The sequence below is a fragment of the Kerstersia similis genome (assembly GCF_965139615.1).
In the GTDB taxonomy this organism is placed as follows: domain Bacteria; phylum Pseudomonadota; class Gammaproteobacteria; order Burkholderiales; family Burkholderiaceae_B; genus Kerstersia; species Kerstersia similis.
Map to the genome: position 1 here is coordinate 251474 of NZ_CBCSIQ010000002.1, position 11607 is coordinate 263080.

Sequence of the window (11607 nt, forward strand, 5' to 3'; positions counted from 1 at the left end):
CCCTGCCGCCGCAGGCTGCTTGTCTTCCCTACTTTCATCTGCCGTATCCGCCTCTAGACTGGACCCACCACATGCTGAAACGACTCCTGACCCGCAGCCTCGCCATCGCCCTGCTCGGCGCCACTGCCGCCGCCGGCGCACAAACCAAACTCGGTACGGCCTCCTACGATATTTCCCGGGAACTGTTTGGCGCGATCAATCCGCTGTTCGTCGCTCACTGGAAAGAAACCAAGGGCGAAGACTTGAACATCGAACCTTCGTTCGGCGGCACTACCGCTCAGGCCAACGCCATTTTGCAAGGCCTGCCCATCAGCGCCGTCAGCTTCAATCAGGTCACTGACATCAACCTGCTGGCCAACCGTGGCTTTGTGGCCAAGGATTGGCAACAGAAATTCGCCAACAACAGTTCCCCTTACTACAGCACGATTGCCTTCCTGGTGCGCAAGGACAACCCCAAAAACATCAAGAATTGGGATGACCTGGTACGCGAAGACGTCAAGCTGGTATTCCCCAACCCGAAAACCTCAGGCAATGCCCGCTACACCTACCTTGGCGCCTGGCTCTACGCCAATGAAAAATTCGGCGGCGACGAAGCCAAGACGCGCGATTTCGTTTCCAAGCTGCTGGGCAATGTCGAAACCTTCCCCACCGGCGGACGCGGCGCCACCACGGCATTTGCAAACGAACAAGGGGATGTGCTGCTGACCTTCGAATCCGAAGTGAACAATATCGCCAAGTCCGAAGAGTTCAAGGCAAAAGGTTACGAAATCGTGGTGCCGCCGGTCAGCGTATTGGCCGAGTTCCCGGTAGCCGTCGTGGACCGTGTCGCCAAGCGCGAGAAAACGGAAGAAGTGGCACAGGAATTCTTGCAATTCCAATACACCCCGGAGATTCAGGCGCTGCTGGCCGACTACAATTACCGCGTGCATGACCCGGAAGTGGTCAAGGCTAACGCCGAACGTTTCCCCGAGGTTCGCCTGTTGAACCCGCAGGAAGTGCTGGGTGATTGGGACAACATCCAAAGCAAGCACTTTGCCTCCGGCGGCGTGCTCGACGAATTGCTGGCCCAGGCCGCCAGCAAACGCTGATCTCCGCACCGTCTGAAAGTCGATACTGACAAGGCGCCGCATGATGCGGCGCCTTTGCGCCTTACATGCTGCCAAAATTCTTCAATCGCCCTCCTTCGCTGCCCGGCTTCGGCCTGAGCTTCGGCATCAGCGTTCTATACCTGTCCCTCATCATCCTGCTGCCGATCGCCGGCTTGCTGATTTATGCCTCGGGCATGAGCTGGGCCGAATATTGGCGCGCCATCAGCGATCCGCGCGTGGTTGCCAGTTACAGGGTGACCTTGTACGGCGCATTTCTGTCCACGGTTTTCGCGACCCTGTTCGGCCTCCTGCTGAGCTGGATCATCGTGCGCTACGAATTCCCCGGCAAACGGCTGCTTGATGCACTGGTGGACCTGCCCTTCGCCTTGCCTACCGCTGTTGCCGGTCTGACGCTGGCGCTGCTGCTCTCCCCCCCGGGCTGGCTGGGCCAGTATTTTTCCGCATGGGGCATCAAGGTCGCCTATGCCTTTCCCGGGCTGGTCATTGCCATGGTGTTCACCAGCCTGCCGTTTGTGGTGCGTTCGGTCCAGCCCGTTCTGGCGGACGTCGGCCCGGAATATGAAGAAGCGGCGAGAACGCTGGGCGCGCGCGATGGGCAGATCCTGCGGCGCGTCATTCTGCCCGCACTGCTGCCCGCCATCATGACAGGCGCTTCACAGGCATTCATTCGCAGCCTGGGAGAATTCGGCGCGGTGGTAATGATCGCCGGCAACCTGCCATTCCGTACTGAAATCACTTCTTTGATGATTTTCATGCGGCAAGCCGAGAACAATTACCCGGCGGCGGCGGCCATTGCCACCGTCGTGCTGTTTGCTTCCCTGCTGCTGCTGTTTGGCCTGCGCATGGCCCAGAAGTGGCTGCTGCCCTGGTATCGGACGGAGGTTTAAGCCATGGTGCGCAATCAACAAGGCTGGAAAGCCTGGACCCTGATCACGCTGGGCGTTGTCGGCGCCGTGCTGCTGCTGGTGATGCCGTTGGTACTGATCTTCACGCAGGCATTGTCGCTGGGCTGGACAACCTTTGTCAGCAACGTGCTGGCTCCCGACACTGTCCATGCCATCAAGCTGACGCTGCTGATCGCCGTCATTACCGTACCGGTCAACCTGATTTTCGGCATCATGCTCGCCTGGTGCGTCACGCAGTACCGCTTTCGCGGGCGCCAGTTCCTCATCACATTGACGGACATTCCCTATGCGATTTCACCCGTCGTGGCCGGGCTCTGCTACTTGCTGGTCTATGGCCTTGAAGGGCTGTTCGGGGAATGGCTGTACGAACATGACATCCAGCTGATTTTTGCCTGGCCAGGCATGGTGATGGCGACCATGTTCGTCACAGCTCCTTTCGTGGCGCGCATCCTGATTCCCTTGATGCAGGCACAGGGCAATGACGAAGAACACGCAGCACTCACGCTGGGCGCCAGTGGCTGGCAGATCTTCCGCCGTATCACCTTGCCCAAAATAAAATGGGGCCTGCTCTATGGCGTGGCCATCACCAATGCGCGGGCCGTCGGTGAGTTTGGCGCGGTCTCCGTGGTGTCGGGGGTGATCCGCGGCAAGACCCTGACCTTGCCCCTGCTGATCCAGCAGCTCAATGATGACAACAAAGCCGTCGCCGCATTTACTGCCGCTGCGCTGCTGACCACCATCGCCCTGGTCACGCTCGCCGCCAAAATCATCATGGAACGCAAGGACGTCCTGCTGCGTGCCCGCAGCCCCGGCAAGCCATGACGCGGGCGGCTGCGCCCCGCCGCCCCACATCCCCGCTGCTGAAAAAAATGCCCCAGCCCGTGAATTCATCAGGGCTGGGGCATGCACACTCACTCGCCCGGCGGCGCCAGGCTCAGGCTTTGTTTATTGCAGCAGGCTACGCAGCATCCATGCATTTTTCTCATGAATATCCAGGCGCTGCGTCAGCAGGTCAGCCGTGGGCTGGTCGTTGGCTTCGTCGGCAATGCTGAAAGCCTTGCGAGCCGTCTTGGCTACCGACTCATTGCCCTTCACCAGCAAGCGCACCATTTCCAGCGCTTCCGGCACATCATCCGGTTCGGCGATGGAAGCCAGCTTGGCGAACTCGCGGGTGGTGCCCGGCGCATAAACGCCCAGTGCACGGATACGCTCGGCAATGTCATCCAGCGCATTCCACTGTTCAGTGTACTGATCCATGAACATCGTGTGCAGCGTATTGAACAACGGCCCGGTCACGTTCCAGTGAAAATTGTGCGTCATCAGATACAGCGCGTGGGCATCCGCCAGCACCTTGGATAGTTCCTGGGCGACGGCCAGACGGTTTTTCTCAGAGATGCCGATATCAATACCGGGGGCTGCAATTTTTTTGGAACTGGACATGCGTTTCTCCTGGTTCAGATGGCGTTTCCGCCGTTTCGCGCGTGGCCGGCAGCTCGCCCGCTACGCGCCCTGATGACAGAAACAGCATAGCAGAAAGCCCGACTCGCCGGCTTGATGCCAAGCAAGCCGGGCTTTCCGGCAAAGCTTGCGACCACCTGATCAGACTTGCTCGATCTCGCTTTCTTCCAGCATTTTCACGTTGGGCATGCCGCACTCGTAAACGGTATGCGCCAGCGCATCGACGGCGGCCTGACGCGGGAAGCTACGGCGCCAGGCCAGCACGACACGACGATCCGGCACCGGCGAACGAAATGGGATGTAGCGCAGCAAAGGCGTACTGGACGTATCCTTGGGTACAGAAGTAATGGGCAGCACCGTGATGCCTATGCCGGAAGCAACCATATGACGAATGGTTTCCAGCGACGATCCCTCGAAGGAACGCTGGATGCCATCTGCCGCAGCCGAGAAGCGCGACATTTCCGGACAGACACCCAGCACCTGATCACGGAAACAATGGCCATGCCCCAACAGCAGCATGGTTTCCTGTTTCAGATCATTGGCATCAATCGAATCACGGTTGGCCCAGGGATGGCTGACCGGCACGGCCACGACAAACGGCTCGTCGTACAGCGGCCGCGTCATCAAGCCTGCCTCGGGCAGCGGCAATGCCATGATGGCGCAGTCGATTTCCCCCTGGCGCAGCAACTCGACCAGACGGACGGTAAAGTTCTCCTGCAGCAGCAAGGGCATCTGCGGGATGCTGGAAATATGGCGCGGCACCAGATAAGGCAGCAGGTACGGTCCTATCGTATGTATGACGCCGACACGCAATGGCCCGGAAAGCGGGTCATGACCTTGCTGGGCAATTTCCTTCAGGTAGGCGCTTTCTTCCAGCACTTTCTGCGCCTGGGCGACAATGCGTTCGCCCAGCGCCGTGACGCCGACTTCCGAACTGCCACGCTCGAAAATTGCCACGCCCAGCTCATCCTCCAGCTTGCGTATGGCCACGGAAAGCGTGGGCTGGCTTACGAAGCACGCCTCGGCAGCGCGCCCGAAATGACGCTCTCTGGCAACTGCGACGATGTACTTCAACTCGGTCAAAGTCATTGAAAATTCCGCTATCTCATTCTTGATCGCTGATGAAACGACGCTGCGATCATCTCTATCGCCGTTCCCTACCCACATGATATGGCATCTGGCGGGATCAGGCGCCAAGACTGGTACAAAACACCGTAAAGCCTCTGCCGCTACCACCCCAAATGCTATGTCCTCAGAAAATCTTCCCTTCCTGACATCCAGCGATCCAGGTGAGCATGGGCCACTTCCGGCGCGTCCCGCAACAACAGCCGCGCCGCATCCCTGGCCTGCTCGGCCAGTTCCGGGAATTGTTCGGTATCGCCATAGCGCAGCATTGCCATGCCGGATTGGCGCGTGCCGAGGAATTCGCCCGGACCGCGTTGCTCCAGGTCGCGCCGGGCAATCTCAAAGCCGTCGTTCGTCTCGTACATGGCTTTCAGGCGATCCCGGGCATGGGCCGAAAGCGGGCCTTGGTACAGTAAAACGCAGACTGACTGCGCCGCGCCGCGCCCCACCCGCCCGCGCAGCTGATGCAACTGTGCCAGGCCAAAGCGCTCGGCATGCTCAATCACCATCAACGAGGCATTCGGCACATCCACGCCGACCTCGATGACGGTCGTTGCCACCAGCAGGTCGATGTCACCCTTGCGAAACCCATCCATCACCACGGCTTTTTCCGCTGCGCTCAAGCGCCCATGCACAAGCCCCAGGGTCAGATCGGGCAAGGCGGCGCTCAGGACGGCATGGGTATCGACTGCCGTCTGCAGCGCCAAGGCTTCGCTTTCCTCCACGAGCGGACAGACCCAATACGCCTGGCGCCCTTCGCGTACCGCCTGGGCGACCAGCGCAATGACCTCTTCGCGCCGCCCTTCTTCCACAAGCTTGGTACGCACGGGCGTCCGGCCGGGCGGCAACTCGTCAATCACCGATACATCCAGATCGGCAAAATGCGTCATGGCCAGGGTGCGCGGGATGGGCGTGGCGCTCATATTGAGCAGATGCGGCACTTCCACCGCGGCATCGTCTTCGCCTTTGCGGCTCAGCGCCAAGCGCTGCCCCACACCGAAGCGATGCTGCTCATCCACGATCACCAGGCCCAGGCAATCGAAATCGACATGATCCTGCACCAGTGCCTGGGTGCCCACCACCAGCGGCGCCTGGCCAGCCGCAATGGCCTGCAAGGCCTCGCGGCGTGCCTTGGCTTTCTGGCTGCCACTCAGCCATGCTACCGGCACGCCCAATGGTTCCAGCCAGTCCACCAGCTTGCGGAAATGCTGTTCGGCCAGCAATTCTGTCGGGGCCATCAAGGCCACCTGCGCACCCGCATCTATGGCTTGTGTTGCTGCCAGCGCAGCGACAACCGTCTTGCCGCTGCCCACATCGCCTTGCAATAAGCGATGCATGGGGTGCGTGCGCCCCAGGTCGGCGGAAATTTCAGCCACGACGCGTTGCTGGGCGGCGGTCAAGGCAAATGGCAGGCGCGCCAGCAAACGGCGGGTCAGGGAATCCGCTTCGCGCCGCAGCGCCAGGGGCCGGGCCCGCTTGGACAGGCGCGCCGCCCGGGCGGCAGCCATTGAAAGCTGGTGCGCCAGCATTTCATCGAACATCACCCGCCGCCATGCCGGATGGGTGCGGAACTCCAGGGATTGCACAGGCGTGCCTGGGGTCGGCGCATGCAAAAACATGACCGCCTCATGCAGATCCATCAAATCCAGCGATGCGCGCAAGCTGGCCGGCAGGATGTCTGCCAGATGAGCACGCGGCAAGGCCTCGGCAATGGCCTTGCGCAGCACCAGCTGCGACAAGCCTTCCGTGGTGGGATACACCGGTGTCAGGGTCTGCGGCAGTTCGCGTCCAGCGGCGACGATACGCGGATGAATGATTTCCTTGCCGAACAGATTTCCGCGCACCTCACCGATCGCGCGGACCTCTGCCCCTTCCTCGACCTGTTTGCGCTGATTGGGGTAGAAATTCAGCCAGCGCAGCGTCATGCTGCCGCTGTCGTCCGTCAAGGTCACGCTCAGTTGCCGCCGCGGGCGCAGCAGCACTTCATTGCGCGTGATCGTGCCTGATACCTGCGCCACCGCACCAGGACGGGCCTGGGCAATGGAAACGACCTGGGTTTCGTCTTCATAGCGCAGCGGCAGATGCAGCGCGAAATCCTCAGGACGACGCAAGCCCAGGCGCTCCAGGCGCCCGGCAACCGTTGCCGCCGAAGGACGCCCGCCCCGAGCGCCCTGACGCCCTTTTTTGCCAGACGATGCTTCTGTCTGCATGGAAACGGTGGCGGCTCCCGTTCAGATGACGAGAATGGCCTCGACTTCGAATTGTGCGCCCTTGGGCAGGCTGGCGACGCCAACCGTGGAACGGGCCGGGAACGGCTGCGGGATGATTTCCGCCATGATGGCGTTGGCGGCGGCAAACCGGCTGAGATCCGTCAGGAACAAGGTCAGCTTGACGATATTATCCAGCGTACCGCCGGATGCCTCGATGACCGCCGACATATTGGCAAAAGCCTGGCGAACCTGGGCTTCGAAGTTTTCTGAAACCATTTCGCCGGTACCCGGCTCAAGACCGATCTGGCCGGACAGGAAAACGGTGCGGGTGCCGCTGGCGGCAACTGCCTGGGAATACGGACCGACCGCTGCCGGGGCGGCATCGGTATGAATGATTTGCTTGCTCATGTTTTTCTCTCGCGTAGCTGCAGGTCTCCCCCCGGGAGCCTGACAGATTGGAAGCTGCCAGCACTGCCGGCAGCCAGACGATTATATATAAGACCGGCGCAAGGGCCAGAACGCAAGCAGGCCGGCGAGCTTATTTCTCGACGAAGGCACGTTCCACGACGTAATCGCCGGGCTGGCCCACTCCCGGAGAAATGACAAACCCCCGGCTATCCAGCATGGCGCTGACATCTTGCAGCATGGAGGGGCTACCGCAGATCATGGCACGGTCCACGGCCGGATCCAGGGGCGGCAGGCCGATGGTTTCAAACAGCTTGCCGTTTTCCACCACTTCCGTCACCCGGCCCTGATTGCGGAACGGTTCACGCGTGACCGTCGGGTAATAGATCAGCTTCTCACGCACCACATCTCCGAAGAATTCATTCTCCGGCAGTTCCTTTTCGATGTAATCCGCATAGGCCAGTTCGCTGACCCAGCGCACGCCGTGCAGCAGCACGACCGTTTCAAAGCGCTCATAGACCTCGGGGTCTTTGATGATGCTCATGAACGGCGCCAGCCCGGTGCCGGTGCCGAACAGATAAAGATTGCGGCCATTCGGGCGCAGATCATCGGCCACCAGCGTACCGACCGGTTTCTTGCTGACGAGCAAGGTATCGCCGGGCTGCAGGTGTTGCAAGCGCGAGGTCAGCGGGCCGTTCTGCACCTTGATGCTGAAGAACTCCAGATGCTCTTCGTAGTTGGCGCTGGCAATGCTGTAGGCGCGCAGCAGCGGCTTGCCCTCAACCTCCAGGCCGATCATGACGAAGTGGCCATTGTGGAACCGCAGGGCGGGATCACGAGTGGTACGGAATGAAAACAAGGTGTCGTTCCAGTGATGCACACTGAGCACGCGCTCGTTGTAGAAGGCTGCCATGTTGTTGACGAATAACCTTTGCTGCCACACAGCGAATTGATGAAAGTGCGGGCATTTTATCAACTTACGCGCCGCCGGTTGGGAATAAGAATGGTGCGCAATAAGCATATTCGCCCTGCATCTAAGGCACATGCCTGCGGCCTGGCGAAAAGCGTGCCTTGCCGGCATCTGCTGCGCTGCCTGCGCCGGTAGTATGATGCTGTCTTGAACCATCACAGACACGACACCTATCATCATGTCAGCATTGCTCAAAGCCCGGATCATGGATGAAATCAAGGCGGCCATGCGCGCCAAGGACAGCGCCCGCCTCGGCACCCTGCGTTTTCTGCAGGCAGCCATCAAGCAGGTCGAAATCGACACCCGCGAAGACCTCGACGACGCCGCCATTCAGCGCATCGTCGAAAAGCAGGTGAAACAGCGCCGTGAGTCGATCACTGCGTTCGCGCAAGCCGGCCGTACCGAGTCCGCCGCGCACGAAGAAGCAGAATTGCTGGTGCTACAGGAATTCCTGCCGCAACAGGCTGATGCCGCTGAAATTGAAGCTGCCGTCGATGCCGCCATCAAGGACGCCCTGGCGCAAGGCGCAAACGGCCCCGCCGCCATGGGCAAGATCATGGGTACGCTGAAGGCCGCACTGGCCGGGCGCGCTGATATGTCGCAACTGTCGGCAATGGTAAAAGCCAAGCTGGCCAATTAACCATGATGCGGCCTCCTGGCCGGGTTTATGCCACTTCAGGCCCGATGCGTTCGCGCTTCTGGCCAGGCCCAGCCAGAATGAACAAAGCACCTTTGCAGGTGCTTTGTTCATTTGTGCGGTCGGCGGTTTGTTCGGCGATGGCGCAAGCTATCGCATGCCAGGCGGAACCACCGGGTCGAGGCGTATTCATTCCAGCCCCACCTCTTCCCAGTCCTTGAGTTTGCGCGTCAGCGTGTTACGGCCGATGCCCAGGCGCGCCGCCGCTTCGATGCGTCGTCCCCGGCATGCGTCGAGTGCTGCCTGCAACAGGATTTCCTCGAATTGCCGCGTCAGTACCGCCATGATGTCGAACTCGCCACGCGCCAGGCGCTGCTTGACATCCTGCCTCAGGCTGGCGTGCCAGGCGCCTGCTGCCAGCGGATCACTGGCCGGGCTCGATGGCAGACTGGCATGCAAGGCCAGCGCCTCGCCCTGCACTTGCTGTTGTGCCTGCTGCACCCTGGCGGCACTGATTTCGGGTGGCAAGTCCTCCAGGCCGACCATCTGCCCTGGCGCCATGACCGTCAGCCAGTGGCAGAAATTTTCCAGTTGTCGCACATTGCCCGGAAAATCGAAACGACAGAAGGCGTGCATCGCGTCTGCGGTCAGGGTTTTCGGCGCAACACCCAGCGTACGTGCGCTTTGAGCCAGAAAGTGTTCGGTCAGCGCCGGGATGTCCTCGCGCCGTTCGCGCAAGGGCGGCAGGCGCAGGCGAATCACATTCAGGCGATGAAACAGATCCTCCCGAAAACGCCCTTGCGCCACCAATTGCTCCAGCGGCTGGTGGGTCGCCGCAATGATGCGCACATCCACCTTGACGGGCTGCGCACCACCGACACGATAGAAACTGCCCTCTGCCAGCACACGCAACAAGCGGGTTTGCAATTCCAGGGGCATGTCGCCGATTTCGTCCAGAAACAGCGTTCCGCCGTCCGCTTCTTCAAAGCGTCCCCGACGCAACTGGCTGGCCCCCGTAAACGCACCGCGTTCATGGCCAAACAGCTCGGCCTCCAACAGATCGCGAGGGATCGCGGCAGCATTCAATGCCACGAATGGTGCCGTGGCACGCGAACCGTGACTGTGCAGCGCACGTGCAATCAGCTCCTTGCCGGTGCCTGATTCACCCGTGATCAATACTGTGGCACGCGATTGCGCCAGGCGGCCTATCGCCCTGAATACTTCCTGCATCGCGGTGGAGGCCGAACGCATCATCATGACGCGTTGATCCACCGGCATGGTTGCCGAGTCGCCCAGCGCAGGCTGCGCCCGCCTGTTGTCCTGCGTTGCACGCTGAATCAACGCGACCGCGTCATTGACATCGAAAGGCTTGGCGAGATAATCGAACGCGCCATGCTGAAAGGCGGAAACCGTACTTTCCAGGTCGGCATATGCGGTCATGACAATGACCGGCAGCGCCGGATAGCTGGCCTTGATCTGGCCCAGCAGTTCCAGCCCATCGCCACCAGGCATGCGGATATCAGATACCAGCGCATCGGGCTGCTCCTGCTCCAAGGCCTGCAATACCCGTTCCGGGCCGGAAAAACTGCGCGTTACGATACCCGCACGCGCCAATGCTTTTTCCAGTACCCAGCGAATGGCCTGGTCATCATCTACTATCCAAACCGATTTCATCACGCTAGCTCCATGGGTAGCACCAGACTGAATTCAGTGTTGCCGGGTTCTGAACGGAACTCGATCACACCATCATGCTGCTGGAGAAAGTCCTGTGCCAGACTGAGGCCCAGCCCCGTACCGCTGGCACGGCCGGTGACCAGGGGATGGAACACTCTGTCCTGGATGTTTTCCGGCACACCCGGGCCGTTGTCGATCACCGATACCGCCAGCGCCATGCGTTCCTGCCTGCCGCCGATGATGACGCGCCGCATGACACGGGTGCGCAAGGTGATTCTGGCTCCCGGGGTGGGCACCGGTTGTGTCAGCGCTTGTGCCGCATTGCGCATGACATTGAGCAATGCCTGTATGAGGCGCTCGGAATCGGCCATGATTTCCGGCACCGATGCATCGTAGTCACGCTGCAGGATGACGGCATCACGGAATTCCGCGCTGATCAAGGCACAAACCCGCTCACAGACCTCGTGAATATTGGTCGGTGTGCGCCGTACGGCAGCAATGCGTTGCGATGCCGCCAGGCGATCCACCAAGGCCTGCAGTCGGTCTGCCTCGGAAATAATGACCTGGGTGTACTCCTGCAGCGCCGGATCAGGCAGCTCTGCTTCCAGCAGCTGCGCCGCGCCACGCAGGCCACCCAAGGGGTTCTTGATTTCATGCGCCAGATTGCGCAGCAGTTCGCGCTGGCCTTGCAGGCTGGCATGAATCTGGCTGTTGCGGTCAGCCAGCTGCGCCTGGGTCACTTCCCGGACTTCCATCAGGGTCGGCCAGGGCTGTGCCGTCAAGGTCAGGACGGTGACAGCTACAGCCGGCGTTTCCGTCAGGCCACGGCGCGCCTGCAAGTGCAGACGCAGATCCGCAAAACCATCTGCCTGAGAGCTGGCCACAGCGGCGCGGATATCTGCCGTTTCGACGAACAGGTGTTCGACCGGCATTCCGGTCAGACGCCTGCGCGCCCGCCCGAAAACGTCTTCCGCAGCGCTGTTGGCGTGCGCCACCTGCCCCTGGGCGTCAATCAATAACACCGAGCAGGCCAGCAGATCCAATGCGTCAAGATTCATGATGGACGGCTCCTCGGGGCGATGGCGCGGCGGCACGCAACAGGCGCGCCGCCGGC

General features: G+C 60.9%; 11 protein-coding genes. 4 read left to right on the forward strand and 7 right to left on the reverse strand.

Annotation, left to right across the window (positions count from 1 at the left end):
- Nucleotides 1-71: 71 nt before the first annotated feature.
- The 3 genes from cysP to cysW all read left to right on the forward strand — a co-directional run bounded on the left by cysP (nucleotide 72) and on the right by cysW (nucleotide 2836).
- A complete protein-coding gene (gene cysP, locus ACNA1V_RS02435) occupies nucleotides 72-1088 on the forward strand; it encodes a thiosulfate ABC transporter substrate-binding protein CysP (RefSeq protein WP_415831986.1) in 1017 nt (338 codons plus the stop codon).
- 65 nt (nucleotides 1089-1153) lie between these two features.
- A complete protein-coding gene (gene cysT / locus ACNA1V_RS02440) occupies nucleotides 1154-1996 on the forward strand; it encodes a sulfate ABC transporter permease subunit CysT (protein WP_415831987.1) in 843 nt (280 codons plus the stop codon).
- 3 nt (nucleotides 1997-1999) lie between these two features.
- Entirely contained in the window at nucleotides 2000-2836 is an 837-nt protein-coding gene (cysW, locus tag ACNA1V_RS02445; protein WP_415831988.1) for a sulfate ABC transporter permease subunit CysW, read from the forward strand.
- Nucleotides 2837-2959: 123 nt separating this feature from the next.
- Here cysW and ACNA1V_RS02450 read toward each other — a convergent pair whose 3' ends face one another.
- The 5 genes from ACNA1V_RS02450 to ACNA1V_RS02470 form a co-directional block, all read right to left on the reverse strand.
- Complete coding sequence (locus ACNA1V_RS02450) at nucleotides 2960-3454, reverse strand: Dps family protein (RefSeq protein WP_415831989.1); 495 nt, start codon at nucleotides 3452-3454, stop codon at nucleotides 2960-2962.
- A gap of 159 nt (nucleotides 3455-3613) precedes the next feature.
- Complete coding sequence (locus ACNA1V_RS02455; protein ID WP_415831990.1) at nucleotides 3614-4561, reverse strand: LysR substrate-binding domain-containing protein; 948 nt, start codon at nucleotides 4559-4561, stop codon at nucleotides 3614-3616.
- 155 nt (nucleotides 4562-4716) lie between these two features.
- Nucleotides 4717-6807 (reverse strand): ATP-dependent DNA helicase RecG, encoded by a 2091-nt coding sequence (recG, locus tag ACNA1V_RS02460; RefSeq protein WP_415831991.1) that lies wholly within the window; start codon nucleotides 6805-6807, stop codon nucleotides 4717-4719.
- Between the two features lie 21 nt (nucleotides 6808-6828).
- Nucleotides 6829-7215: a Rid family detoxifying hydrolase gene (locus tag ACNA1V_RS02465; RefSeq protein ID WP_415831992.1), complete on the reverse strand. Its 387-nt coding sequence runs from the start codon at nucleotides 7213-7215 to the stop codon at nucleotides 6829-6831.
- A 130-nt stretch (nucleotides 7216-7345) separates the two neighbouring features.
- Nucleotides 7346-8125 carry a ferredoxin--NADP reductase gene (locus ACNA1V_RS02470; RefSeq protein WP_415831993.1) on the reverse strand — a complete coding sequence of 260 codons (780 nt, stop codon included), beginning with the start codon at nucleotides 8123-8125 and terminating at the stop codon, nucleotides 7346-7348.
- A 235-nt stretch (nucleotides 8126-8360) separates the two neighbouring features.
- Between ACNA1V_RS02470 and ACNA1V_RS02475 the strand changes: the two genes are divergently transcribed.
- Nucleotides 8361-8822, forward strand: a complete 462-nt coding sequence (locus ACNA1V_RS02475) for a GatB/YqeY domain-containing protein (RefSeq protein WP_415831994.1) — start codon at nucleotides 8361-8363, stop codon at nucleotides 8820-8822.
- Nucleotides 8823-9008: 186 nt separating this feature from the next.
- On the opposite strand, the gene ntrC is transcribed toward ACNA1V_RS02475, so the two are convergent.
- Together ntrC and glnL are read right to left on the reverse strand one after the other, a co-directional pair.
- Nucleotides 9009-10493, reverse strand: coding sequence for a nitrogen regulation protein NR(I) (gene ntrC, locus ACNA1V_RS02480; RefSeq protein WP_415832032.1), 1485 nt, complete (start codon nucleotides 10491-10493; stop codon nucleotides 9009-9011).
- Nucleotides 10493-11551, reverse strand: coding sequence for a nitrogen regulation protein NR(II) (glnL, locus tag ACNA1V_RS02485; protein ID WP_415831995.1), 1059 nt, complete (start codon nucleotides 11549-11551; stop codon nucleotides 10493-10495). The genes ntrC and glnL overlap by 1 nt, the downstream gene beginning before the upstream one ends.
- Between the last annotated feature and the right edge of the window lie 56 nt (nucleotides 11552-11607).

Coding starts and splice junctions, on each gene's coding strand:
- cysT (WP_415831987.1), top strand. CDS start 1,154: ATGCTGCCAAAATTCTTCAATCGCCCTCCTTCGCTGCCCGGCTTCGGC.
- ACNA1V_RS02465 (WP_415831992.1), bottom strand. CDS start 7,215: ATGAGCAAGCAAATCATTCATACCGATGCCGCCCCGGCAGCGGTCGGT.
- ntrC (WP_415832032.1), bottom strand. CDS start 10,493: ATGAAATCGGTTTGGATAGTAGATGATGACCAGGCCATTCGCTGGGTA.
- ACNA1V_RS02475 (WP_415831994.1), top strand. CDS start 8,361: ATGTCAGCATTGCTCAAAGCCCGGATCATGGATGAAATCAAGGCGGCC.
- ACNA1V_RS02470 (WP_415831993.1), bottom strand. CDS start 8,125: ATGGCAGCCTTCTACAACGAGCGCGTGCTCAGTGTGCATCACTGGAAC.
- glnL (WP_415831995.1), bottom strand. CDS start 11,551: ATGAATCTTGACGCATTGGATCTGCTGGCCTGCTCGGTGTTATTGATT.
- ACNA1V_RS02450 (WP_415831989.1), bottom strand. CDS start 3,454: ATGTCCAGTTCCAAAAAAATTGCAGCCCCCGGTATTGATATCGGCATC.
- recG (WP_415831991.1), bottom strand. CDS start 6,807: ATGCAGACAGAAGCATCGTCTGGCAAAAAAGGGCGTCAGGGCGCTCGG.
- ACNA1V_RS02455 (WP_415831990.1), bottom strand. CDS start 4,561: ATGACTTTGACCGAGTTGAAGTACATCGTCGCAGTTGCCAGAGAGCGT.
- cysP (WP_415831986.1), top strand. CDS start 72: ATGCTGAAACGACTCCTGACCCGCAGCCTCGCCATCGCCCTGCTCGGC.
- cysW (WP_415831988.1), top strand. CDS start 2,000: ATGGTGCGCAATCAACAAGGCTGGAAAGCCTGGACCCTGATCACGCTG.